The sequence below is a fragment of the Nitrosophilus alvini genome (assembly GCF_015100395.1).
Classification (GTDB): domain Bacteria; phylum Campylobacterota; class Campylobacteria; order Campylobacterales; family Nitratiruptoraceae; genus Nitrosophilus; species Nitrosophilus alvini.
Genome location: NZ_AP022847.1, coordinates 151510 through 175157, shown reverse-complemented (window position 1 = coordinate 175157; position 23648 = coordinate 151510). Strand labels below are relative to the sequence as shown.

Genomic DNA, 23648 nt, shown 5'->3' with positions numbered 1-23648 from the left:
CCTGACGGCTTTAGGTATTTATCAGATTTTCGACTCTTTTTATAATATTTTCTATTGTAAATCCGTATTCTTTAAATATAACATCCGCTTTACCGCTTGCACCGAATCTGTTTTCTATACAGAGTACATCATCTGCAAATCTATACCATTCCAGTCCACTTGCTGCCTCTATGGCCAAAGTTTTTGTATTTGGGTCTATTACCTCATCTCTATAATCTTTTGGCTGATCCAAAAAGAGCTCCATACAGGGCATACTAACCACATTTGCCATAATGCCTCTCTCTTCGAGATGGCATCCTGCCTGTAGAGCAAGCATAACTTCGCTTCCGGTAGCAACAAGAGTTACAGTGGCTTTCTCTCTTCTTTTTATAACATATCCGCCTTTTGCAGGCTCACCGAAATCTCGTGATTTTTTCAAAGTTTTCAGCTTCTGTCTGCTCAAAACAAAAGCGCAAGGGTTTTCTAGTTTCAGGGCACTCTTCCAGCACTCTACGTTTTCACTGGCATCAGCCGGCCTAAAAACATAAAACTGCGGAAGGGCTCTGAATTGGCTCAGATGCTCTATCGGCTGATGCGTAGGTCCATCTTCTCCCACTCCTATGCTATCGTGCGTCCAGACAAAAAAGTTTTTGAGTTTCGAAAGCGCGGCAATTCTGACAGCCGGCTTCTGATAGTCGCTGAATACAAAAAATGTCGCATTAAACGGCATCAACAGTCCGTATGCTGCAATGCCGTTGGATATTGCGCCCATAGCGTGCTCTCTAATTCCGAAATGTAAATTTTTCCCGTTCGGGAAATCACCCATATTGTGCAGATATGTTTTATTTGAAGGTGCAAGATCAGCACTTCCTCCTAAAAATCCCGGAAGTGCTTTTGCTATGGCATTCAGTATTTTGCCGTTGCTGTCTCTGGTGGCAACCATGCTGCCTTCTTCAAACTCCGGCCACTCGATAGAGTCAAAATCGGGATTTTCAAGTTTTTCGAGCATCTCGTTTTGCTCTTTGAAAGGAAGTTCCAAAAGAAGTTTCTTCCACTCCTTTTCATACATTTCGCCTTTTTCAACCATACATCTGAATCTTGCAAGCACATCCTCGGGTACATAGAATTTTTTATCCCTGGGGAATCCGGCTTTTTCTTTTGAACACTCTATCTCTTCAACTCCCAGTGGCGCACCGTGAGAATGGGGGTCTCCCTCGAAATGGCAGCTTCCTTTTGCAATTATCGTATTTGCTATGATGAGCACCGGTTTTTTTCTGTTTTTGGCCCAGGCCAAAGCGGCATCAATATCTTCGTAATTGTGTCCGTCTATCTCTATAACGTCCCAGTTCTGGGCTTCAAATCTAAGCCTTACGTTTTCATTCCACGCTATGGAAGTATCGCCTTCTATCGTTATATGGTTGCTGTCGTATATCATTATGAGATTGTCAAGTTCATGGCGTCCGGCCAGGGCACATGCTTCATAGCTGACTCCCTCTTCCAGATCTCCATCTCCACACAGACAATATACATGATGGTCTATAAGTTTTGCATTTGCGGTATTTAGAAGATTTGACATATATTTGGCGGCTATTGCCATTCCAACAGCATTTGCCACGCCCTGTCCCAGCGGGCCGGTTGTGATTTCAACTCCCGGAGTATGCCCAAATTCCGGATGTCCAGGCGTATTTGAGCCGTACTGTCTGAAGTTTTTCAGATCCTCCATAGATATATCATAACCCCATAAATAGAGCAAAGAGTATATTAGCCCCGTGGCATGGCCTCCTGAGAAAACTATACGGTCGCGGTTAAGCCATTTAGGATTTTTTGGATTGATTCTCACATGTGAACTCAAAACCGTTGCTATATCGGCGAGCCCAAGCGGGGCACCAGGATGTCCGCTATTCGCCTCCTGTATCATATCCAATGCCAAAAATCTGATAGTATCGGCCATCTTTTTCATCATATCTTTGTCCATCTACCCGCCTTTATAAATTTTTATGTCTGTAAAGATAATTATTCAGAATTTTTTTCAGATTGTTTTTTAGCTTTGTATCAAAAGCTTCGAGTCCGGTTTCCAGTTTTTCAACAAGCTCATCAGCACTTTTCATCGCACCGTCAATACCCAGCAGATTTACAAAACTGTTTTTGTTTTCATCGTTGGAAGTGGTTTTTCCGGCCTTGGTATCATCCTGAAGCGCATCTATAAGGTCGTCCTGGATCTGAAAGAGCAATCCCAAATCTATACCGAAATCATACAATTTTTTTGCAATCTCTTTCTCGTTACATATAATAGCACCGATTTTAAGACTTGCGGCTATGAGCTTTGCCGTTTTGTGGATATGCAGAAACTTAAGTTCATCCAGAGCAAGTTTCTTTTTTTCAAACCAGCAGTCTATCGCCTGCCCTATGATCATCCCCTCTATTCCGCCCTCTCTCGCCAGTTCTTTAACAATTTCAACTTTTGTATCGGCAGGCAAAGGGGCGTCTGCCAAAAGAAAAAAAGCGTGCGTATTCAAAGCATCGCCTACAAGTATCGCTGTAACTTCATCATATGTTTTATGCAGTGTAGGCATGCCGCGCCTGAGATCCGCATTGTCAAAAACAGGCAAGTCGTCATGTATAAGTGAATATGTGTGAAGAAGCTCTATAGCATAGGCTACCGGCAAAGCATTTCTAAGAAGAAGGGGTTGCAAGGCATCAGTGACACTTAAAACAAGAAGGGGCCTGAATCTCTTTCCGCCGGCAACAAGCATCTGCTGAAGCGCTTTTTCAAAATGGGGATGAAAACTTTTGGATTTTGGTAAATTATCCAGGAGATACTTTTCAAACTGTTCGTTTAGCCGGTTCATGAAATCATTTTTGTCCGAAAGGATTTACATCGCCCATAAGGCTCATTGCTACTCTCTTTTTTTCATCTTCCACCATTTTCAAAGCATCATTTACTGCACTGATTAGAAGAATTTGCAAAGACTCTTTATCTTCAAGAAGCGAATCGTCTATTTCGATATCTACAACTTCTCCTTTTCCGTTTATGCTTACCTTTACCAGGCCGCCGCCGCTTTTTGCGGTAAATATCCTATTTTCGCTCTCTTCCTGAAGCTTTTTCGCTTTTTCCTGAATATCTTCGAAAACTTTTCCCAATTCGCCAAGATTGAGCTTGTCAAACATTTTTTTCCTTTGGAAAAAGGTTAAAAGGCTGAGAGGTTAAAAGGCCAAAGGATCTGTTTATAACCTCTTGGCATTTTTGCCTCTTCACCTGTTTTCCTTCTACATATAGTTCAATATCTCATCGATATCATTTTTTTCATTTACCAATACAACGGTGGGTTCGTAATTTTCCAGATCTTTTTCATCATAAAGAGCATATGCGACAATAATGATTTTGTCACCGGGATGGACTTTTCTTGCGGCTGCGCCGTTTAAGCAGATATCCCTTTTTCCTCTTTCGCCTTTTATCACATATGTGGTAAATCTCTCACCGTTATTGATGTTGAGTATCTCTACCTTCTGCCCGACTCTTAGTCTTGCCGCTTCAAGAAGCTCTTCATCGATAGTAATGGAACCTACGTAGTTCAGATTCGCATCCGTTACCGTTGCCCGATGAATTTTGCTAAAAAGCATTTCGATCTGCATTATCCAGCTCCGCCGCCCATATTTATCATATCTGTAACTGAGACCGGCTCACCCCATGCCTCTTTCGGTATAAGATACTCTTCTACGGGTTTACCGCCTATGATATGTTCATCTATAATTCTATCAATTTTTTCCTTAGTCAATCCGACATACATAAAATGCCCCGGTTCAACAAGCATAACAGGCCCGTAGTTACATCTGTTAAGACACCCTGTTCTTACAGGCTGCACTGTTGCAATAATACCTTTTTCCATAAGTCTCTGCGCCATATGCTGAAAAAGTTGTTGACTTTCAGGATCATTCGCATTTACGCAACTGGGTTTAGGAAAACCAGGAGGTGCTGACTGTTCGCATTTGAATATATAAAAGGCCGGCTGTGGCATTACCATATCGTCTCCTTGATAATTAACACGTTTTTTGTCCGAATTTTAACTTAAAATTCTTAATCTTAAATTACAAAAATTTATTTAAAAACCGTTTTTATCTTGGTGCATAAAAATCTCTCTTATCACTCTCCTGTCGTCAAAAGGGATTTTCCTATCTCCCACTATCTGATACTCTTCGTCTCCCTTGCCGAGAATCAGCAGTATCTCCTCTTTTTTCAACTCTTTTACTGCCCTTTTTATCGCTTCTTTTCTATCAGGTAAAATCTTGACTTTTTCTTTATCATTTATGCCCACATATATCTCTTCTATAATCTTTTCCGGTTTTTCGTTTCGTGGATTATCACTAGTCAAATATATTTTTTTTGCATATCTGTTAGCAACCGCTCCCATTTTCGGCCTTTTTCCCCTGTCTCTGTCGCCGCCTGCACCAAAAACAACAGCTATATCTTTTCCCGGAAACGCTTCAAAAACCTTTTGCATCCCATCAGGCGTATGGGCAAAATCTACAATAACAAGAGGCTCGCCGCAGACAACTTCCATTCTGCCGCTGACTCCCCCGAAGTTTTCAACAGTCTCGCATATCTCTTTCAGCTCTTTATTTGTAACGATTTTTGCTGCGGCTATTGCAGCTGTAAGATTATACAGATTGAAAAGGCCGGTTATCTGCGAATGAAAATCGGCTATCTCGCTGCCAAATCTAATAACAGCGCCAAGACCCTCTTTCATTGTATAAGCCATAACCTGGAAAGTTGCGGGATTCTCTACTCCGTATGTCATCGCATTTTTTATATTAAATTTTGCCTTCTCTTCATCTTTGTTTATCAGTTTCAAAGACTCATCCGCAAAAAAGCTGTTTTTCGTATATATGTAGTTTTCCAGAGATTTATGAAAATCGAGATGATCCTGGGTAATGTTGGTCAATATTTTAAGAGTAAAGTCTATACTCTCTACTCTTTTCTGTGCTATTGCATGAGAACTCACTTCCATAACAAAAAACTCGCACCCTTCTTCCAAAGCTCTGTTCATATTGTAGAGATTTTGAAGTATTGGCGGAGTAGTCAAGGATTTCTCTTCCGCTTTTGCGTCATTGATGAAAAAACCTCTTGTTCCTTGAAGAGCAGTTTTGTACCCAAGGTCCAGAAGGATGGAATAGATCGCCGCAGCGGTAGTAGTCTTTCCGTTGGTGCCGGTAATTCCTATAATTTTGAGCCTGTCGATTTCCAGATTCTCATAAATTTGGGCTGGAGTTACAATATCAGCTCCCGCTTTTTTTGCTTCTTCGCTAAAAGCTGCATTTTGCCATGTTTTTAAAAAAAGATCGCCTTTTTCTATCTCTTTACTATTATCCGTAATATAGCGGTCGAGTCTGTCTAGTTTAATTCTCATGATTTGTCATCGGTTTTATTTTTTCAAAAAGCTCCTGAAGTTTTTCATCAGCAGGATATATGGTATAGGCATCCTCAAGATAACTCAAAGCCATCTCGTCAAATCCGTTTTTTATAAGCTGTTCCAGAAAATCTATAAAATCTTTTTTCTCTTCTATTATGACTCTTGTACTGAACATAATATCTTCAAAAGCGCGTCTGAAACTTCCTCTGTCCTCTATAAGCATTTTAAAATCATTGTAGTTTATCCCGTCTTCCATATCCACATCGAAATTTTGCGTATTTTTCAATAGTCTGTTTATTTTTTCAGAATCTGTATTGAACGAATCTATAAGATCTTCTATAATCTCTTCCGCATTGCCTTCTTCATCCTCTTCTTTGAGAACAGTATAATAGTCAAACAGTGCATGTGCTTCCGTAGCACTCTCCATTGCCATATCACAAAGAAGAGCACCGATGCGTGCCTCCTTATCCTCAGGATACTCTTTCAGTATCAAAGAGTAGCAAAAAAGCGAATTTTGATAATCGCCGTTCATAAAATATTCTACCGCTTTGTTAAATAATTCTTCCCTTTTCATTTCACCCTTTGTTTCAATAGTTTTCATAACTTCTGCTTTATGCCATCTCTTCCCATCTGTCTTCCATTCCTATAGGAACATTGATCACTTCTATTTCAGGATGTATATCTACTCTGAGCTGTTTTTCGACCCCGTATTTTATAGTATTTCCGCTTGCACTGCAACCTATACAGGCTCCCTGCAGCTGAACAAAAACTTTTCCGTTTTTTATGCCAAGGAGTTTGATATCTCCTCCATCAAGCGCAAGCATGGGTCTTATCTTTTCAATTACGTTTTCGACCGCAGGCTTTAGGTCTTCATCGCTGAATGGCATCATAAGCAATCCTTTAATCGTTAATGATAAGTATTGTCAAGAATATATGTAAATAAGGCTTAGACAAAGATTAATAAATTGTATTAGTTTGGAGTTTGTGTGTAGGTGCCATCAAGGGTGAAGACCCTTGAGTAGCTATACAAGCTCTATGAAAGCCATAGGAGCAGCATCACCTCTTCTTATTCTAGTTCTAACTATTCTAGTGTATCCGCCGTTTCTCTCATTATATCTTGGTGCCAACTCTTCTACCAGTTTTTTTGTAGCAGCTTTGTCCTGAAGATATGCGTACACTTCTCTGTGTGCATTAAAATCACCTGCTTTTGCTTTTGTAATAAGTTTTTCAATATAACTTCTGAGTGTTTTTGCTTTGGCAACAGTTGTTTCAATCTTTTCATTCATAATAAGTGCTATCGCCATATTTTTAAGAAGCGCTTTTCTATGAGAACTTGTTCTTCCAAGTTTTCTGTATCCGTGTTTATGTCTCATTTCTCACCCTTTAGGACTTGATCTTTTCGATTCTTTTTTTCAATGCCTCAGCCTCTTCGCTGCTTAGACCTTTTTCCGGAGAAAAACCCAACTCTTCAAGTTTTTCTTTTATCTCTTCAAGAGATTTTTTTCCGAGATTCTTAACATTTTTGAGTTCATTTTCGGTCATAAGGACCAACTCACCTATATATTTTATACCCGCTCTTTCCAAACAGTTATGGCTTCTTGCGCTTAGATTGAGCGCTTCGATCTTTTGAAGAAGCTTTTTCAATCCGGGTATCTCTTCTTGTGTTTCCGCACTTTGAACTATATCGATATTGAGTTCATTATTGAAAACAGACATCTGTTTGTACATAACACCCAAAGCATCTTTAAATGCACTCAACGGGTCTATCTGGCCATCTGTCTGAATATTGAATACAATCTTTTCAAAATTCGGATTGTCTTCGACAAGAATATTTTCTATCTCATAAACCGCTTTTCTTACGGGAGTAAAGAATGCATCAAGAGGAATATATCCCTCTGGCAACTCCTCCCTTATCTCTTCACTAGGTACATAACCGATACCTTTATGAATAATAAGAGAGAATTTTACCTCTGCATCCTCGTTGAGAGTTGCAAGAAAGTTTTCAGGTGTAACTACTTCCACCTCTTCTGTTTCCATATCTTTTCCGTATATCTCTTTGGGACCTGTGAATTCATAGTTGACTTCAACTTTTTCTGCATCGTTTTTAAGCTTGAAGCGTATATTTTTTAAATTTATTATAAATACAGCCACATCTTCAAGCATTCCTCTGATGCTGTCAAATTCATGAGAGGCCCCTTCTATTTTGACGGCTATAGGGGCATATCCTATAGTACTACTTAGAAGCAGTCTTCTTAACGGATGAGCCAAAGATATGGCATATCCGCTTTCAAAAGGATACGCTTCTATTTTAATTTCATTATCTGATACTTTTGCAATCTCAACTTCTGACGGCATAAATGGCGAAGTTTTTATTTTTTTCATTGCTTACTCTCTCTTTTTGAATTTTTAAAATTTAAGGTCGAAGGCTGAAGGTCGAAGGTTGAAGAATATATAACAAAACTCTCCTGCCTTCTGCCTTATCTCCTTCTACCTTACTTGGAGTATAGCTCGACTATTAGACGCTCTTCTACAGGGATTACAACCTCTTCTCTTTCGGGAAGTCTGGTAAATATGCCAAATACTTTATCTTTATCAACATCAACCCAAGGTACAATCCCTGTCTGAGCAGTAAGTTCCAAAGACCTTTGTACCTGAGGATTGTTTTTTGATTTTTCTCTTATCTCAATTTTTTGTCCGGGCTTAACTCTGTAAGAAGGGATATTCACTCTTCTTCCGTCAACAAGAACATGTCCGTGGTTTACAAGCTGTCTTGCAAATCTTCTTGTACTTGCAAAGCCCATTCTGTAAACAACATTGTCAAGTCTTCTTTCAAGAAGAGTTATCAGGTTTGCACCTGTATTTCCTTCCATTCTTGCAGCTTCTTTAAACAGATTTCTAAATTGTTTTTCGGAAACTCCATACATATACTTTGCTTTTTGCTTTTCTCTAAGCTGCAAACCGTATTCGGAAATTTTTGCTCTTCTTTGTCCATGTTGACCCGGAGCATATGGTCTCTTTTCAAGAGCACTTTTACCGGCCAACCTTCTTTCGCCTTTAAGTGCCAAGCTAACACCCAATCTTCTCTCGATTTTTTCAACCGGACCTCTATATCTAGCCATTTTATCTCCTAACCTTCTAAATTCTTATCTTTTTGGACTCTGACTTAAGCGCACCAAAGGCTATTTTATACTCTTCTTCTTTTTGGAGGTCTGCATCCGTTGTGTGGTAACGGTGTAATATCTTTAAAGAACAGGACTCTTATACCTTCTATGGCACCCACTGATTTTACAGCGGTGTCTCTTCCGCTTCCTGGTCCCTGTACTTTAATCCCGACTTCTTTTATGCCGTGCTCTTTTGCTTTTGTCATAGCATCTTCAACAGCTTGCTGAGCCGCGAAAGGAGTCGATTTCTTGCTTCCTTTGAATCCAAGGCTTCCGGCACTGCTCCATGCAATGACGTTGCCCATTTCATCAGTAACAGTAACAACAGTGTTGTTAAAGGTTGCAGAGATATAGACTACACCTTTTGCTATATTCTTTTTTACAACCTTTTTTCTAATTCTTCTCTTAGCCATCTATTCTCCCTGTTCCTTTATTTTGAACCTACGGTTTTCTTTTTGCCTTTTCTTGTTCTGGCATTTGTTTTTGTTCTCTGGCCTCTTACAGGAAGACCTCTTCTGTGTCTTAAACCTCTGTAGCACCCTATATCCATGAGCGCTTTTATATCCATAGCCACTTTTTTTCTAAGATCACCCTCAACCATATAGTTTTCGCGGATCTCTTTGTTGATTTTTGCAACTTCTTCTTCGGTAAGCTCATAGACTCTTTTGTCATATGATATACCGATAGCATCAAGAATCTTTCTTGATGTAGTAAGTCCTATACCGTATATATACGGAAGTGCATACTCTATTCTTTTCTTTTTGGGTAGATCAACACCAGCAATCCTTGCCATTTGTTATCCTTGTCTCTGTTTGTGTTTTGGATTTACGCAGATTACTCTTACAACGCCTTTGCGTTTGATAATCTTGCATTTTTCGCACATTTTCTTTACAGATGCTCTGACTTTCATCTATTCTCCTTCTGTGAATTATAGAAGGAAGAAGAATACGGTATGAAGGTGTAGAACATCTCTTCAACCTTCAGCCTTCATCTCCTTCAACCTCTTTTTGGTTTTTCGGCAAACTGACGTCTGTCGGTTCGTTACTACGCTCCAAACAGCACCATATCGCCGTACGACCAACCTTGTTTGCACTATCCTTCGGTACGCACAGGTTTAACGAGTCCTATTAAACCAATCCTCGCATAAACAGTGCAATTTATGCAAAGATTCTTCGCGCAGTTTCCAAAAAGGCCACTATTATATAAAAAATTACGTAAAACTTTACTTATATCTGAAAGTTATTCTGCCTTTATCCAGGCTGTATGGTGTAAGTTCTACTTTTACTTTGTCTCCAGGCAGTATTTTTATATAATGCATCCTCATTTTGCCTGCGATATGACAAAGTACAACATGGCCGTTTTCGAGTTCGACTCTGAACGTTGCATTCGGCAACGCTTCTTTGACTATACCGTCAACTTCTATAACATCATCTTTTGCCATCAATCCTCCTCTTTTTAAATTAGAAAGCTAAATTGCTTTTCTACTTATTAACGCCTTTTTTTAACTGACGCTGCTTAGTATCTCTGCTCTGCCATCTATGATAGCAACAGTATGCTCATAATGACTGCCGTTGAGTCCATCTTCTGATACAACCGACCATTTATCTTCAAGAATCTTGGGCGTTCCTAGTTTTTGACATATCATCGGCTCAAGGCAAAAAACCATTCCCTCTTTGATTTTCGGTCCGCTTTTGGGCGTTCCGTGTTCAAGGTAGTTTGGGATTTCCGGCTCTTCATGAGGCTTCCTGCCTATTCCATGCCCGCAAAAACCGTGAAGAGGGACAAACCCGCGAGATTTGATAAATTTCTCTATCTCGTAACTGAGCTCTTTAAATCTCATTCCGGCTTTTATAATTGAAATTGCAAACATCAATGTATCTTTGGCACAGGCAATGAGATCTTTGTCTTTTTGGGATATCTCTCCCACACCGACTGTTATAGCTGCATCACCATACCAGCCGTCGAGCTGCGTACCGATATCTAGTCCTATTATATCGCCGTTTTTAAGTTTGTAATCACTGGGTATTCCATGAATGATAACTTCATTGACAGAAGTGCAGACCGAGGCCGGAAAACCGTAAAGTCCTTTAAATGAAGGGGTGGCGCCTCTGCTTCTTATATACTCTTCGCCCATTTTGTCAAGCTCTTTAAGGGTTACCCCGGGCCTGCACTCCTTAACAAGCAGTTCAAGAGTTTCGGCCACTATGATATTGGCTCTTCTCAAAGCCTCTATCTCTTTGGGTTTCCTTACGGCTATCGACATCAAAGTCCTACGGCACTCAGAGTTTCATACTTGCTCATATATATCTGGGCTTCTATCTTTCTCATCGTATCAAGTGCAACCTGTACGACAATTAGAACCGCTGTTCCTCCGAAATAGAAAGGAACACCCATACCCTTTACTAAAATCCATGGAAGTGTAGATATGATTCCGAGATAAATCGCACCCCAGAACGTAAGCCTGCTCGCAACTTGATTCAGAAATTCCGCTGTATGCTCTCCAGGCCTTACACCCGGTATAAAGCCACCCTGTCGCTTAAGATTTTCAGCAATATCTTTTGCATTGAAAACAATCGATGCATAAAAATAAGCAAAAAATACAACAAGAAAGAACATCAACAAGTTAAAGAAATATCCGTTCGGATTAAGAAAGTCTGAAATTTTCTGTATTATTGGGTTAGTACTTGCCTGCAATATGGTTGTAGGAAACATCAACAGTGCTGAAGCAAAAATCGGAGGAATAACTCCGCTCAGATTCACTTTTATAGGAATATAATTCATGACTCTTTTGTTTTGATTCTGCATTATGGTTTTTCTTGAATAAGATATCGGTATTCTTCTTTCTCCAAGTTCCACGTATATAATAAATCCGACTGTAAGAAGTATTATCGCAGCTATTGCTATAAGAACAAGAAAGTTAAGTTCGCCTGTATTTACAAGATTGATCGTTCCTGCGATTGCAGAAGGGATACCCGATACAATACCGGCAAAAATTATCAAGCTTATACCGTTTCCAATACCTCTTTGGGTTATCTGTTCACCAATCCACATAAGTATCATGGTTCCGGCAAGCATAGAAATAGCAGCAACAGTTACAAACGTAGGCATATCGATCATTATCGCACTTTCACCGGCTCTTCCAGTAAGGCTTTGAAGTCCGATGGAAACACCGACTGCCTGCACGATGGTAATGGCAATTGTCGCATATCTGATAATCTGCATATATTTGACCATACCGTCGCGCTCTTTCTTCATCTGTCCAAGCGAAGGAAATGTAGCTGCAAGCAGTTCCATAATAATAGAAGCAGTAATATAGGGCATGATACCCAAAGAAATTATACTTAGTCTCTCTACGGCATTACCGCTGAACATATTAAAAAGGCCCAGGGCGTTGCCCGCCTGGGAATCAAAAAACTCTTTTACTACATCAATATTTACACCCGGGACAGGAACATATGCCAAAACTCTATAAAGAAACAAAAATCCGAGTGTAATAAATATTTTATTCAAAAGAGCTTTGTTCATTATTTTTGTCCGCTGTAAGTAATATTTTCGTCTTTGATTTTGGAAACGATCTCTTTAACAGAACTTCCTATAAGTTTTACTTTATCGACACCTTTGTTCATCTTGTGAACACTTCTTATAGTCTCTATTGTTATCTCGTCAAGAGCGGCAACCGCTTTTACTTTATCAACATTTATCACATAAGGCTTGACAACATTCGATGTAAATCCAATTTTTGGGAGTCTTCTTTGAAGCGGCTGCTGTCCGCCTTCAAAACCTCTTTTTCTTTTGTATCCCGTTCTGGATTTCTGCCCTTTGTTTCCTCTTGTGGCAGTTTTACCCATTCCGCTTCCCTGTCCGCGTCCGACTCTTTTGGTCTTGTGCGTGCTGTTGCAAGCAGGTTGTAGATTATTCAACGCCATTTTTATTCCTTAATTCAAAATTTTGCTCTTGCTTAATGCTTGATTTTTGCAAGTGCTTCAACTGTTGCCCTGACAAGGTTTGCAGGGTTGTTTGAACCCAAAGATTTTGTCAATATATCTTTGATTCCCGCAAGTTCTATCACAGGCCTAGCAGCACCACCGGCGATAACACCCGTACCCTCGCTTGCAGGCTTCAGCAAAATTTTGCTTGCATTATATTTGTGAGTTACATCATGAGCTATGGTAGAGCCTTTGATATGAACGGTCGTTATGTTTTTAAAAGCGTTGTCTATAGCTTTTTTTATAGCATCAGGAACCTCTTTTGCTTTACCGATTCCGAAACCAACATGACCTTTTTTATCGCCGACTACTACCAAAGCGGTAAATCTAAATCTTCTACCACCCTTTACAACCTTTGTAACTCTACCTATGTTTACAACTACTTCTTCAAACTCTTCTCTATTCCACTTTTCCATGTCAACACCTTAAAACTTGATTCCGTTTTCTCTTAGCGCATCGGCGAACGATGCTACTACTCCATGGTAAAGATAGCCGTTTCTGTCAAAAACGATTGTCTCTATTCCTTTGGCTTTTAGCTGCTCAGCAAGAGCTGCAGCGACTTTTTTGACATCTTCTTTGTTGGCTCTCAAACCCATTTTGCTTCCGTCTGCATAGGCAATAGTATGACTTTTGTCATCATCAATTGCCTGAGCGTAGAAGTGTCTGTTGGATTTGAAAACGGTAACACGAGGCAATGTTTCAGTACCTCTTATTTTTCCTCTTACTCTTCTTTTTCTTTTTATTCTGAGTTGGTTTTTCTTTCTTTGCAATGTTTCTCTCATAAGACTCGCCCCTTACTATTTCTTAGCTGTCTTACCAGCTTTTCTGATGATAACTTCATCAACATATTTGACACCTTTTCCTTTATATGGCTCAGGCGGTCTGAAACTTCTTATTTTGGCAGCTACCTGCCCTACTTGTTGCTTATCGGCACCTTTTATGATAATAATGTTTTTTTCTACTTTTATTTCGATACCTTCGGGAATCTCAAAGTTTATCGGATGAGAAAATCCAAGCTGAAGCTCAAGCGTTTTACCACTTACCGCCGCTCTGTAACCCACACCGTTTATTTCAAGCCTTTTTTCAAAACCTTTTGTCAGGCCTTCTATTATATTGTTTGCAAGTGCTCTGTATGTTCCCCAGAAGGCTCTTGACTGTCTGTCTTCGCCTTTTGGCATAAATTTTATCATATTGTCTTCCACAGCAATATCTACTCTTCCTTCGGTATCGAGTTCTTTTGTAATATTGCCTTTTTTGACAATCAATTTAGGTCCGTCTACTTTTACTTCAATACCACTTGGTATTGCGACTGGCTGTTTTCCTATTCTTGACATTTTTTTCCTTTTTTTACGATATTTCTACGAATTCTTCGAATGGATATCGTATAACCGATTACCAAATACTACAAAGAACTTCGCCGCCTACGCCCTCTTTGAAAGCCTTATCATTCGGCAGCACACCTTTTGACGTACTTACTATAATGGTACCGTATCCGTTTTTAAAGTTTTTTATTTCGTCTCTGCCTTTATAAATTCTTCTTCCAGGCTTTGAGATTCTTTTCAATTCGTTTATTACAGAGTTTCCGTTTTCGTCATATTTCAAAACTACGTTTATAAACTTCTTGTTTCCGTCTTCAACGACTTTATAGCTTTCTATATAGCCTTTATCCTGCATAATTTTAACAATCTCTTCAACTATTTTCGAATAAAGAAGCTTTGTGACCTCTTGTTTTCTCATCGCCGCATTTCTGATTCTAGTTATTGAATCAGCTATCATATCGTTAATCAATTTATTCTCCTTGTTACGTGATTATGAAACCGGGTTTCGGCCGCCCGACTACCGGATTCCGTGACTTACCAGCTGGCTTTTCTGACACCTGGAAGCAGACCTTCGCTCGCCATTTTTCTAAGACATACTCTGCAGAGACCAAAATCTCTGTAAACAGAATGCGGTCTGCCGCAGATTCTGCATCTTGTATAGGCTCTAACTTTGAATTTCGGTTTTCTCTTAGCTTTCGCTATCATTGATTTTTTAGCCATTTTCTCTACCTTTTGCAAATGGTAATCCAAGAAGCTCAAGCAATTTGAACGCTTCTTTGTCGCTCTCGGTTGAAGTAACGATCGTAATATTCATACCGTGTGTTTTGATGATATTGTCATAATCCACTTCAGGAAACATCAACTGCTCGTCAAGACCGAAGTTGTAGTTTCCTCTTCCGTCAAAACCGTTTCTCGGAAGTCCTCTGAAATCTTTAACTCTCGGAAGCGCAATTGTGATAAGTTTCATAAGGAAATTCCACATTCTTTCACCTCTTAGCGTTACTTTGACACCAACAGGCATTCCTTCTCTGATTTTAAAACCAGCTTCGGACTTCCTAGCTTTTGTAACAACTGCATGCTGTCCTGAAATAAGACTGATTGTATCTTGAATGTTTTGCATCAATTTACTGTCCCTGCTCGCTTCGCCGGAACCGACACTTATAACAATTTTTTCAAGTTTTGGCGTAAGCATAGGGTTTTTTATGTCCAGAGCTTCTCTCAAAGCCGGAACCACTTTTTCCTGATAATCTTTTTGAAGCGCTATCATGATTCGCCACCTTCTACTTTTCGAACATTAGAGATATGAATAGGCATCTCTTTGTTTATAAATCCACCTTCAGGATTTTTTTCGCTTGGCTTGACAGCCTTTTTGACTATCTTGCAGCCAGCCACTATAACCGCATCTTTTTTAGGCAGTACCTGAAGTACCTCTCCTCTTTTGCCTTTGTCATCTCCGGTGATAATCTCAACAGTATCACCTTTTTTGATTTTGAATTTCTTAGCCATTAAAGCACCTCCGGAGCAAGGGAAACGATTTTCATAAAGTTTGCGTATCTTACTTCCCTGCTTACAGGTCCGAAAATACGGGTACCAATCGGTTCACCCTTGTTGTCCAAAATTACTGCTGCATTATCGTCAAATCTTATCAAGGAACCGTTTTCTCTCTGGATCTCTTTTTTTGTTCTGACGATTACGGCCTTCACTACCTGGCCTTTTTTCACTTTTCCGTTAGGCAGCGCTTTTTTTACAGATGCAACGATAACGTCTCCTACGCTTGCATACCTTCTTTTGCTGCCGCCCAGAACTTTAATACACATAATTTCTTTTGCGCCGCTGTTGTCGGCAACATTTAATCTTGTAAAACTCTGAATCATTATTTAACTCCTGTGGAAACCACTTTTTTGAGCCTAAAAGATTTTCTTTTAGAGATTGGTCTGCACTCTATTGCCACCACAACATCACCGACGTTAGTTTCATTTCTTTCGTCATGAATAAGATATTTTTTAAATCTTTTTACGATTTTGTGGTAGCGCGGGTGCATAACTTTTCTTTCGACAAGAACAGATGCAGTCTTGTCTCCGGACTTTTTGACAACAACACCCTGTATCTCTCTTTTGTATGCCATACCTGCTACCTTTTATTGTTTTTGTGCATTTATCGCAGTCATAATTCTTGCGATATCGCGTCTTGTTTTTCTTATCTCGCTAGTGTCCTGAAGCTGCATTGTTTTCAGTTTAGCTCTAAGCTGAAAAAGCAGCAACCTCTTTTCCCTAAGCATCCCTTCGAGCTCTTCTATGCTCTTATCTTTTATCTCAGTATATTTCATTTTCACTCTCTTGCGTTACGATTTTTGTTTTGAAAGGAAGTTTGTATCGTGCAAGATCAAGCGCTTCTCTTGCCAAGCTCTCTTCAACACCGGCCATTTCATAAATGATTCTGCCCGGCTTGATATTCATAACCCACTTTTCGACAGAACCTTTACCTTTACCCATCCTTGTCTCCAATGGTTTTTTGGTAAGAGGCTTATCAGGGAACACCCTGATCCATACTTTTCCGGTTCTTTTTACTTTTCTTGTCATTGCGATCCTTGCAGCTTCTATCTGCCTTGAATCAATTCTTCCGGCTTCAACAGCTTTGATGCCTATTGTACCGAATGCAAGGAAGTTACCTCTTTGGGCTTTTCCTCTGTTTCTGCCCTTTTGCTGTTTTCTGTATTTTGTTCTTTTTGGCATTAACATGGCTATCTACCTCTCCTTCTTGGAGCTCTTCTTCTGCTCGGCCTTTTTTCTGCTTTTTCAGGCTGGATTCCTTTCTGAAGAACCTCACCTTTGAAAATCCATACTTTTACGCCGATGACTCCATAAGTTGTATGAGCTTCAGCAAAACCGTAATCTATTTTCGCTCTGAGCGTATGCAAAGGAACTCTTCCTTCAAGATACCATTCGGTTCTTGCCATTTCAGCACCGCCAAGTCTTCCTGCCACCTGTACCTTTATACCTTTGGCGCCGGATTTCATTGCGGACTGGATAACTTTTTTCATAGCTCTTCTGAAAGCCACCCTTCTTTCAAGCTGGGTAGCAACGTTTTCTGCCGCAAGCTGTGCTGACGCCTGAGGACGCTTCTGCTCTTTTATATTTACAGAAACCTCTTTTTGTACTATTTTTTGAACTTTTTGCTTGAGTTTCTCTATGTCGGCACCTTTTTTCCCGATGATTATACCGGGTCTTGCCGCAACTATAGTAACTCTGAGCCTTTTAGCGGTTCTTTCGATAATAATATCGCTGACACCTGCATAATAGAGCTCTTTTTTCAAAAATGTTCTGATTTTATGATCTTCTTCTACAAAATCCGGCATTCTGTTGTAATCCGGATACCATCTTGAACCCCAATTTCTGTTAATTCCCAGTCTCAAACTTATCGGATTTACTTTTTGACCCATTAGCTTTCCTTGCCTTTTTGTTCAGCCACTTCAACATATACATGAGAAGTCGGTTTCATTATTCTGCTTGCTCTTCCTCTTGCTCTCGGTCTAAATCTTTTCAAAACAGGCCCTTTGTCGACTCTGCAAGAAGTTATCACAACCTCTTCCGGTTCATAGCCACCGTTTGCTACAGCTGAAGCTATAACTTTTGATATAACTTTTGCCGCTTTGTTCGGCATAAACTCAAGGCTTGCAAGTGCAAGTTCTGCATTCATTCCCTGAACTTCTCTCGCAATAAGTCTTGCTTTGGTCGGTGATAGCCTGATAAATTTCAATATTGCTTTACTCATGGCCTACCCTTATTTACCTATCTTTTTCTGAACGGAGCCTTTATGCCCCCTGAATGTTCTTGTCGGCGCAAATTCACCAAGCTTAAATCCCACATGGTTTTCAGTAACGTAGACAGGCACAAACTGTCTTCCGTTGTGAACGTTGAATGTAAGCCCTATCATTTCAGGAACGATAGTGCTTCTTCTTGACCAGGTTTTAATGGGTTTTTTGTCACCGGTCTCTTTTGCTTTGATCACTTTTTTCATAAGATGATCATCTACAAATGGACCTTTCTTTATTGATCTTGCCATCTTCCTACCTTATTTCTTTTTTCTTCTGGAAATTATAAGCTTATCACTCGCTTTTTTCTTTCTGGTCTTATAGCCTTTTGTAGGCTGTCCCCAAGGAGTAACAGGATGACCGCTAGGACCTGTTTTACCTTCACCACCACCGTGCGGGTGATCCACAGGGTTCATCGCACTACCTCTAGTCTGCGGTCTGATACCTCTGTGTCTGTTTCTACCTGCTTTTCCGATAGTAATGTTTATATAATCCTCATTTCCTACTGTACCTATAGTAGCCATGCACTCACCAAGCACGTATCTCATTTCACTGCTTGGGAGTCTGAGTATTACATACTTTCCTTCTCTCCCCATTATCTGTGCATACGCTCCTGCACTCCTCGCTATCTGTCCGCCTTTCCCTGGCTTCATTTCGATATTGTGCACAAGCGTACCAACAGGTATGTTTTTAAGTTTCATAGCGTTACCCGGAAGAATATCGAGTCCGCTCTCAGCAGCCTCTACAGTATCGCCTACTTTAAGTCCAGACGGCTGAATGATATATCTTTTGTCTCCGTCTTTATACACGATGAGCGAAATTCTGCAGTTTCTGTACGGATCGTATTCTATTGTGGCAACACGTCCCGGAACGCCGAATTTGTTTCTTTTAAAATCTATGATTCTGTAAAGTTTTTTGGCTCCTGCCTCTTTATGCCTGGAAGTTACTCTTCCTTTGTTGTTTCTACCCGCATGAGCAGGAAGCTTTTTAAGCAGTTTTTTTACACTCGGTTTGCTTGTTATATCGCTTGAATCAAGCGATGTCATAAATCTTCTGCTTGGTGTGTACGGTTTATATGTTTTTATTGCCATTTTCTTTCCTTACACCGATAGACTTTCTATCTGAGCGCCTTCAGGCAGCTTCACATAGAATTTTTTATAGTTGTTTCTCTGTCCTTCGATTCCTCTGAATCTCTTAACTTTTCCCTTCATCTTCAAAGAGTTTATTTTGACAGGAACTACGCCGAAATACTCTTTGAATACCTCTTTAAGCTGATTTTTTGTCATCTTGTCAGAGGTCTGAACTACTATATATCCCTCTTCTTGAAGGCCCAGTGTTTTTTCTGTGTATAGTATTGATTTGATATCTGTTATATCTGCCATCTTAGCCCTCTTTTACTAAATTTTCCCAAACAGCTTTTTCTATAACGATAGCATTGTATGCTGCCGCCAAATAAGCATTCAATTCGTTTGGCTCTATAAGATAAGCGTTTGGAAGGTTTCTAAATGCCATATACGTCTTTTCGTCAACTAGGTCTTTGACCACAAGAGCGTCTCTGACGTTCAGTTTTTTAAGTATAGCCGCCGCATCTTTTGTCTTTCCGGACTCTACATTTACCGAATCCACAACAAAAAGATTACCGTTTTGGGCTTTTTCAAAAAGCGCATATTCAAGAGCAAGTCTCTTTTGCTTCTTGTTTACTTTCTGTGTATAGTTTTTTCTGTTTGTAGGACCGAATGCAACACCGCCCCCTACAAACAAAGGACTTCTGATAGAACCGGCTCTGGCTCCCCCTCTACCTTTCTGAGGCCACGGCTTTTTTCCGCCGCCGCTGACTGCACTTCTGTTTTTTGTATGCGCGCTGTTTGCTCTCATCTCAGCCGCATAACTCTTTACATAAAGATAGAGATTGTGCGGACTGATCTGCGCAAAAGACTCAGGAAGCGCAAGCTCATCGCTTTTTTCAAACTTTTCGTTAAGTACTATAGCTTTACTCATTTTACTATCCTTATCTTGCCAAGTGCACCGTTTGGTCCTGGAATCGAACCTTTTACAACAAGTATATTGTTCTCAGGATCAAAAGAGACAATCTCATTTTGAACTGTTATCTTTTCGTTTCCGTAATGTCCGGGCATTTTCTGTCCAGGCTGAATTCTACCGGGGAATTCGCAGTTACCGACAGAACCTGTTCTTCTATGAAACCTTGAACCGTGGCTTCCCGGTCCACCAGCAAAATTCCATCTTTTCATAACACCGGCAAAACCTCTTCCTTTGGAGTTGAAAGATGTTTTTATCTTCTTTGCATTTTGCAAAACAGAAACATCAATGTCTCCCGGCTCTTTGTTTGCAACTTTCAATGTAGCAAATCTGTTGAACTCGCCTGAAAGGTTATATTTTTTCTGCTGACCTTCCACTGCTTTGTTCTTTCTTTTACCCATGCTATACGCTACGATAGCACGTCCGTCGTTAAGAATTTCGCAAACTTTTGCTTCTTTTATTTTCAGCAGGGTTACAGGCACGCTCGGTACGCTGATGGTTCTGCTCATTCCGATTTTTTCTACTATAAATTCCATACAATTTCTCCTTATTGACCCATTGACCTAACTTCTACATCCACTTCAGGAGCCAAGTCTAATTTCATTAGCGAATCTACTGTTTCAGGCGTAGCTGAAACGATGTCAATAAGTCTTGAATGAATTCTTATTTCAAATTGTTCGCGTGAATCTTTGTTAATGTGAGGCGATCTAAGAACTGTATATCTTCTGATCTTTGTAGGCAATGGAATAGGACCGCGTATTTCAGCGCCTGTTCTTTTGACAGCTTCGACAATTGCTGCAACTGATCTGTCCAGTACTCTGTGGTCATAAGCTCTAAGCTTAAGTCTGATTTTTTCCATCAATTTTCCCTTGTGAAAAGAACTCGCTATCTAAAATAGCCTTATTTGGAGTCGAAATTATATGAGATTTTTCTCTAACAGTCAATAATTTAAGGGTACTTGATGTAAAATTCTTTCAAATTTGTTTCCTTTTTGGAAGGAAAATACAACAGTTTGGAAGTTTTGATGGAGATACTGGAGATACTTTACGAAAAAGATATAGGCAAACTACCCTTTATAAATAGAAAAATAAAAATACCCGAAGGAAAGAATGCCATACTTTTCGGAACAAAAAGGAGCGGCAAAACTTTTCTTATAAAAGAGTATCTGAGCAGATTTCCCAAAAAAAAGCGTCTATATATCGATATGTCGGATTTAAGAATGGATATACATTCCATAAAATCCAATCTGCAGGAGTTCATCAACAAAAAAGGCATCGAGATAGTAGCAATAGAAAACTACAATGAGCAGATACCTCTTCCCGAAACAAAACAGTTGATACTCTCAAGCGAGAAACCGTTGATAAAAGAGAATTTCGAAACGATACATATAAGAAATCTCGATTTCGAAGAGTATATAGCTTTTGAAAAAAAGAGTCAGGATATAAAGGCGATTTTCAGCAATTTTTTAAAAAACGGCACGATTCCGGAGATCATACAGCAGCCTGAATACAATAAAATAGCAAGAATACAGGAAATTTTGACTCTTGCATTCAAAGAGGATTCTCTTTTCTTGACCTTCAGAGAAGCCGCACTATCCCAGGGACATAAAAGCTCACCCTACCACCTCTTTACAAAACTTAAAAGCAAAACCAGAATATCAAAAGACAGATTTTACTCAAACTACGAAGAGCTCAAAAAAAGAGGATACATATACAGTGTTGAAAAATACGGCAGTTCAAATGCGGCAAAAAAGATATATCTTTTCGATTTCACAATAAAAAATGCGCTTACTTTCGAAAAAGAGTTTTCCAAAATGTTTGAAAACATGGTTTTTTTGGAGCTTTTCAAAAAAGGGGGTTCTGTTTTTTATTACGATTATATCGATTTTTTACTGCCCGATATCTCACATGCGGTTATATGTGTTCCTTTCGGAAACGAGGTAATGATACAGAAAAAAGTCCATAAAGCCCTCAAAGGTCTGAATGAGCACAAAATAAAAGAGATAGATATCGTTACGGTCGGCAGCAGTTTCGAGTTCGAAGAAAATCAAATCAGATGCCACGTTCTTCCCTTTTATGAATGGGCTTTGATAGAGATGGAGGGCTGATGAGAAACCATCTTTGCGGAATAGATGAAGCCGGAAGAGGGCCTCTTGCGGGTCCTTTGGTGGTCGCGGGAGTTGTTCTAGAAAAAGAGATAGAAGGTCTGGCAGATTCCAAAGCTCTCAGCCAAACGAGAAGAGAAAAGCTTTATGAAACGATTTTGGAAAATTCATTGTATAAAATAGTATTTGTCGACAATAAAACGATAGACGATATCGGTCTTTCAAAATCTATCTCTTACGCTTTAAGGCAGATTATCTCTGCAATAGATGCAGAAAAATATCTTTTTGACGGAAATTCGAAATTTGGCGTAAGCGAAATTGAAGTTATGATAAAAGCAGATACAAAAATAGAAGAGGTCAAAGCCGCCAGTATTTTGGCTAAGGTAAGCCGCGACAGATATATGGCCGAAATTTCGTCCAAATATCCCGGATACGGCTTTGAAAAACATAAAGGATATCCCACAAAAGAGCATATAGAAGCGATAAAAAAGCTGGGGCTTTGCCCAATTCACAGAAAAAGTTTTCGCCCCAAAGCTCTTCAACCCACACTCTTTTAGACTGTTTGACTCTTACGGAACGCTTCTTCTCTTTTTTCCTATGTATCTCTGTCTCGGTCTATATATCTTCTGTTTCGGGTCTCTTTTCTGCTCGATAAGGTGCGTTATCCACCCTACCGTTCTGCCTATAACGAATATGGGAGTAAACATCTTTTTTCTGATTCCAAGAGCCTCAAGAATCGTACCGGAATAAAAATCGATATTTGGATAGAGATTTCTTTTCACAAAGTATTCGTCATTAAGAGCAATCTCTTCGACTCTGTCCGCTATCTCTATCAGTTTTGAATTTATACCTATAGTATCTCTGAGTTCATCTCTAAGTCTCTTTAAAACCCTGGCTCTGGGATCAAAATTTTTATAGACTCTGTGTCCGAATCCCATCAGTCTGAAAGGATCATTCGGATCTTTTGCTCTTTTGATAAATCTGTCCACATTTTCAACACTTCCTATCATCTCAAGCTGAGCTATAACCGATTCGTTCGCTCCTCCGTGAGCTCTGCCCCACAAAGCATTTATACCGGCAACTACGGCCGCATAAGGGTGCGCACCGGTAGAACCTACTGCTCTTACTGTAGTTGTGGAAGCATTCTGTTCATGGTCGGCATGAAGCATGAATATAGTATCGAGCGCTCTTGTCTCTACTTCGCTTATTTCGGTCTTTCCGGTAGGAAAGGCTCTTAGCATATATAGAAAATTTTCCGTAAAGTATCTGTCCATATCCGGATAGATAAGAGGATATCCCATAGAGTGTCTGTATGTATAAGCGGCAAGTGTAGGCATTTTCGCTATGATTCTTCTTGCCATCTCCATAAATTCTTCATCATCTTTGATGTTCAGATGCTGATGGTGAAAAGCACTCAGAGCCGAAACAGCAGAAGAGAGTATCGCCATAGGATGTCCGTTGTCCGGAAAAGCGCTGAAAAGATTTTTTATACCTTCATGCGGATAACTTTTTATACGTATATCTTTTTCGAAACTCTCATACTGGTCACTGTTCGGCAGCTCTCCGTGCAAAATCAGATAACATACCTCGATATAGTTTTTCTTTTCGGCAAGCTCTTCTATAGGATAGCCTCTGTAAAGAAGTTCTCCTTTTGCACCGTCTATAAATGTTATTTCAGATTGACAAGTTGCAGTCATTCCAAGACCGTTATCGTACGTATATACTCCCAGCTCTTTGTGCAGGCCGGTTATATCAACTACCGGGGAACCGAGGGTGGAGTCAAGAACTTCAAATTCCGCACTTCTTCCTGTACGATTATCCTTTATCGTAAAAGTTGCCATTT

The 23648-nt window shown here is 39.8% G+C and carries 40 protein-coding genes; 2 read left to right on the top strand and 38 right to left on the bottom strand.

From position 1 onward, the window contains the following. Positions 1–10: 10 nt before the first annotated feature. The 37 genes from tkt to rpsJ form a co-directional block, all read right to left on the bottom strand. The gene (gene tkt, locus EPR_RS01045) at positions 11–1954 is read right to left on the bottom strand and encodes a transketolase (protein WP_200763214.1); all 1944 of its coding nucleotides are present in this window, start codon (positions 1952–1954) and stop codon (positions 11–13) included. A gap of 10 nt (positions 1955–1964) precedes the next feature. Further along, complete coding sequence (locus EPR_RS01040; RefSeq protein ID WP_200763212.1) at positions 1965–2828, bottom strand: polyprenyl synthetase family protein; 864 nt, start codon at positions 2826–2828, stop codon at positions 1965–1967. A gap of 4 nt (positions 2829–2832) precedes the next feature. Continuing rightward, complete coding sequence (locus EPR_RS01035; RefSeq protein WP_200763210.1) at positions 2833–3147, bottom strand: YbaB/EbfC family nucleoid-associated protein; 315 nt, start codon at positions 3145–3147, stop codon at positions 2833–2835. 99 nt (positions 3148–3246) lie between these two features. Then, positions 3247–3612, bottom strand: a complete 366-nt coding sequence (gene panD, locus EPR_RS01030; RefSeq protein ID WP_200763208.1) for an aspartate 1-decarboxylase — start codon at positions 3610–3612, stop codon at positions 3247–3249. Continuing rightward, the gene (locus EPR_RS01025; protein WP_200763207.1) at positions 3612–4001 is read right to left on the bottom strand and encodes a (2Fe-2S) ferredoxin domain-containing protein; all 390 of its coding nucleotides are present in this window, start codon (positions 3999–4001) and stop codon (positions 3612–3614) included. Before EPR_RS01025 ends, panD begins: the two co-directional genes overlap by 1 nt. Positions 4002–4079: 78 nt before the next feature. Further along, positions 4080–5384 carry a UDP-N-acetylmuramoyl-L-alanyl-D-glutamate--2,6-diaminopimelate ligase gene (locus EPR_RS01020; RefSeq protein ID WP_200763206.1) on the bottom strand — a complete coding sequence of 435 codons (1305 nt, stop codon included), beginning with the start codon at positions 5382–5384 and terminating at the stop codon, positions 4080–4082. After that, positions 5374–5988 carry a hypothetical protein gene (locus tag EPR_RS01015; protein ID WP_200763205.1) on the bottom strand — a complete coding sequence of 205 codons (615 nt, stop codon included), beginning with the start codon at positions 5986–5988 and terminating at the stop codon, positions 5374–5376. Before EPR_RS01015 ends, EPR_RS01020 begins: the two co-directional genes overlap by 11 nt. A 10-nt stretch (positions 5989–5998) precedes the next feature. Continuing rightward, positions 5999–6277: a NifU family protein gene (locus tag EPR_RS01010; RefSeq protein WP_200763204.1), complete on the bottom strand. Its 279-nt coding sequence runs from the start codon at positions 6275–6277 to the stop codon at positions 5999–6001. A 132-nt stretch (positions 6278–6409) separates the two neighbouring features. Further along, the gene (gene rplQ / locus EPR_RS01005; protein ID WP_200763203.1) at positions 6410–6760 is read right to left on the bottom strand and encodes a 50S ribosomal protein L17; all 351 of its coding nucleotides are present in this window, start codon (positions 6758–6760) and stop codon (positions 6410–6412) included. Between the two features lie 10 nt (positions 6761–6770). Then, positions 6771–7769 carry a DNA-directed RNA polymerase subunit alpha gene (locus EPR_RS01000; RefSeq protein ID WP_200763202.1) on the bottom strand — a complete coding sequence of 333 codons (999 nt, stop codon included), beginning with the start codon at positions 7767–7769 and terminating at the stop codon, positions 6771–6773. A 110-nt stretch (positions 7770–7879) separates the two neighbouring features. Beyond that, positions 7880–8506 carry a 30S ribosomal protein S4 gene (gene rpsD / locus EPR_RS00995; RefSeq protein WP_200763201.1) on the bottom strand — a complete coding sequence of 209 codons (627 nt, stop codon included), beginning with the start codon at positions 8504–8506 and terminating at the stop codon, positions 7880–7882. Positions 8507–8571: 65 nt separating this feature from the next. Continuing rightward, positions 8572–8961, bottom strand: coding sequence for a 30S ribosomal protein S11 (gene rpsK / locus EPR_RS00990; RefSeq protein ID WP_200763195.1), 390 nt, complete (start codon positions 8959–8961; stop codon positions 8572–8574). A 17-nt stretch (positions 8962–8978) separates the two neighbouring features. Then, positions 8979–9341, bottom strand: a complete 363-nt coding sequence (rpsM, locus tag EPR_RS00985; RefSeq protein WP_200763194.1) for a 30S ribosomal protein S13 — start codon at positions 9339–9341, stop codon at positions 8979–8981. A 3-nt stretch (positions 9342–9344) separates the two neighbouring features. Continuing rightward, the gene (gene rpmJ / locus EPR_RS00980) at positions 9345–9458 is read right to left on the bottom strand and encodes a 50S ribosomal protein L36 (RefSeq protein WP_200763193.1); all 114 of its coding nucleotides are present in this window, start codon (positions 9456–9458) and stop codon (positions 9345–9347) included. A gap of 312 nt (positions 9459–9770) precedes the next feature. Continuing rightward, complete coding sequence (gene infA, locus EPR_RS00975; protein ID WP_187647494.1) at positions 9771–9989, bottom strand: translation initiation factor IF-1; 219 nt, start codon at positions 9987–9989, stop codon at positions 9771–9773. A 60-nt stretch (positions 9990–10049) separates the two neighbouring features. Next, complete coding sequence (map, locus tag EPR_RS00970; protein WP_200763192.1) at positions 10050–10811, bottom strand: type I methionyl aminopeptidase; 762 nt, start codon at positions 10809–10811, stop codon at positions 10050–10052. Continuing rightward, complete coding sequence (gene secY, locus EPR_RS00965; RefSeq protein WP_200763190.1) at positions 10811–12073, bottom strand: preprotein translocase subunit SecY; 1263 nt, start codon at positions 12071–12073, stop codon at positions 10811–10813. The genes map and secY overlap by 1 nt, the downstream gene beginning before the upstream one ends. Beyond that, positions 12073–12474, bottom strand: coding sequence for a 50S ribosomal protein L15 (gene rplO, locus EPR_RS00960; protein ID WP_200763188.1), 402 nt, complete (start codon positions 12472–12474; stop codon positions 12073–12075). Before rplO ends, secY begins: the two co-directional genes overlap by 1 nt. Before the next feature lie 32 nt (positions 12475–12506). Next, entirely contained in the window at positions 12507–12950 is a 444-nt protein-coding gene (gene rpsE, locus EPR_RS00955; protein ID WP_200763186.1) for a 30S ribosomal protein S5, read from the bottom strand. Between the two features lie 9 nt (positions 12951–12959). Further along, positions 12960–13316, bottom strand: coding sequence for a 50S ribosomal protein L18 (gene rplR / locus EPR_RS00950; RefSeq protein ID WP_200763184.1), 357 nt, complete (start codon positions 13314–13316; stop codon positions 12960–12962). A 15-nt stretch (positions 13317–13331) separates the two neighbouring features. After that, positions 13332–13868 (bottom strand): 50S ribosomal protein L6, encoded by a 537-nt coding sequence (gene rplF / locus EPR_RS00945; RefSeq protein ID WP_200763183.1) that lies wholly within the window; start codon positions 13866–13868, stop codon positions 13332–13334. 58 nt (positions 13869–13926) lie between these two features. Beyond that, the gene (rpsH, locus tag EPR_RS00940) at positions 13927–14322 is read right to left on the bottom strand and encodes a 30S ribosomal protein S8 (RefSeq protein WP_200763181.1); all 396 of its coding nucleotides are present in this window, start codon (positions 14320–14322) and stop codon (positions 13927–13929) included. 65 nt (positions 14323–14387) lie between these two features. After that, positions 14388–14573: a type Z 30S ribosomal protein S14 gene (locus tag EPR_RS00935; protein WP_200763180.1), complete on the bottom strand. Its 186-nt coding sequence runs from the start codon at positions 14571–14573 to the stop codon at positions 14388–14390. Then, positions 14566–15120: a 50S ribosomal protein L5 gene (gene rplE, locus EPR_RS00930; protein ID WP_200763177.1), complete on the bottom strand. Its 555-nt coding sequence runs from the start codon at positions 15118–15120 to the stop codon at positions 14566–14568. The genes EPR_RS00935 and rplE overlap by 8 nt, the downstream gene beginning before the upstream one ends. Next, complete coding sequence (rplX, locus tag EPR_RS00925; RefSeq protein WP_200763175.1) at positions 15117–15359, bottom strand: 50S ribosomal protein L24; 243 nt, start codon at positions 15357–15359, stop codon at positions 15117–15119. Before rplX ends, rplE begins: the two co-directional genes overlap by 4 nt. Next, entirely contained in the window at positions 15359–15727 is a 369-nt protein-coding gene (gene rplN / locus EPR_RS00920; protein ID WP_200763173.1) for a 50S ribosomal protein L14, read from the bottom strand. The genes rplX and rplN overlap by 1 nt, the downstream gene beginning before the upstream one ends. Continuing rightward, complete coding sequence (gene rpsQ / locus EPR_RS00915) at positions 15727–15978, bottom strand: 30S ribosomal protein S17 (protein ID WP_200763171.1); 252 nt, start codon at positions 15976–15978, stop codon at positions 15727–15729. Before rpsQ ends, rplN begins: the two co-directional genes overlap by 1 nt. 12 nt (positions 15979–15990) lie before the next feature. Beyond that, positions 15991–16179: a 50S ribosomal protein L29 gene (gene rpmC, locus EPR_RS00910; RefSeq protein WP_200763168.1), complete on the bottom strand. Its 189-nt coding sequence runs from the start codon at positions 16177–16179 to the stop codon at positions 15991–15993. Next, positions 16166–16591 carry a 50S ribosomal protein L16 gene (gene rplP, locus EPR_RS00905; RefSeq protein WP_200763167.1) on the bottom strand — a complete coding sequence of 142 codons (426 nt, stop codon included), beginning with the start codon at positions 16589–16591 and terminating at the stop codon, positions 16166–16168. The genes rpmC and rplP overlap by 14 nt, the downstream gene beginning before the upstream one ends. Positions 16592–16593: 2 nt before the next feature. After that, positions 16594–17292, bottom strand: a complete 699-nt coding sequence (rpsC, locus tag EPR_RS00900; RefSeq protein ID WP_200763165.1) for a 30S ribosomal protein S3 — start codon at positions 17290–17292, stop codon at positions 16594–16596. Beyond that, positions 17292–17624 carry a 50S ribosomal protein L22 gene (gene rplV, locus EPR_RS00895; protein ID WP_200763163.1) on the bottom strand — a complete coding sequence of 111 codons (333 nt, stop codon included), beginning with the start codon at positions 17622–17624 and terminating at the stop codon, positions 17292–17294. Before rplV ends, rpsC begins: the two co-directional genes overlap by 1 nt. Positions 17625–17633: 9 nt before the next feature. Further along, positions 17634–17915, bottom strand: a complete 282-nt coding sequence (gene rpsS, locus EPR_RS00890; protein ID WP_200763154.1) for a 30S ribosomal protein S19 — start codon at positions 17913–17915, stop codon at positions 17634–17636. A gap of 9 nt (positions 17916–17924) precedes the next feature. Beyond that, entirely contained in the window at positions 17925–18755 is an 831-nt protein-coding gene (gene rplB, locus EPR_RS00885; protein WP_200763153.1) for a 50S ribosomal protein L2, read from the bottom strand. A gap of 9 nt (positions 18756–18764) precedes the next feature. Then, positions 18765–19046 (bottom strand): 50S ribosomal protein L23, encoded by a 282-nt coding sequence (locus EPR_RS00880; protein WP_200763152.1) that lies wholly within the window; start codon positions 19044–19046, stop codon positions 18765–18767. Between the two features lies 1 nt (position 19047). Beyond that, positions 19048–19662 carry a 50S ribosomal protein L4 gene (rplD, locus tag EPR_RS00875; RefSeq protein ID WP_200763151.1) on the bottom strand — a complete coding sequence of 205 codons (615 nt, stop codon included), beginning with the start codon at positions 19660–19662 and terminating at the stop codon, positions 19048–19050. Beyond that, positions 19659–20237 carry a 50S ribosomal protein L3 gene (rplC, locus tag EPR_RS00870; protein WP_200763150.1) on the bottom strand — a complete coding sequence of 193 codons (579 nt, stop codon included), beginning with the start codon at positions 20235–20237 and terminating at the stop codon, positions 19659–19661. Before rplC ends, rplD begins: the two co-directional genes overlap by 4 nt. Positions 20238–20248: 11 nt before the next feature. Continuing rightward, positions 20249–20560 (bottom strand): 30S ribosomal protein S10, encoded by a 312-nt coding sequence (gene rpsJ, locus EPR_RS00865; RefSeq protein WP_200763149.1) that lies wholly within the window; start codon positions 20558–20560, stop codon positions 20249–20251. 153 nt (positions 20561–20713) lie between these two features. Between rpsJ and EPR_RS00860 the strand changes: the two genes are divergently transcribed. Both EPR_RS00860 and EPR_RS00855 read left to right on the top strand, forming a co-directional pair. Then, positions 20714–21808: an ATP-binding protein gene (locus tag EPR_RS00860; RefSeq protein WP_200763148.1), complete on the top strand. Its 1095-nt coding sequence runs from the start codon at positions 20714–20716 to the stop codon at positions 21806–21808. Beyond that, the gene (locus tag EPR_RS00855; RefSeq protein WP_200763146.1) at positions 21808–22362 is read left to right on the top strand and encodes a ribonuclease HII; all 555 of its coding nucleotides are present in this window, start codon (positions 21808–21810) and stop codon (positions 22360–22362) included. Before EPR_RS00860 ends, EPR_RS00855 begins: the two co-directional genes overlap by 1 nt. 12 nt (positions 22363–22374) lie before the next feature. On the opposite strand, the gene EPR_RS00850 is transcribed toward EPR_RS00855, so the two are convergent. Then, complete coding sequence (locus tag EPR_RS00850; protein WP_200763145.1) at positions 22375–23646, bottom strand: citrate synthase; 1272 nt, start codon at positions 23644–23646, stop codon at positions 22375–22377. Positions 23647–23648 lie beyond the last annotated feature (2 nt).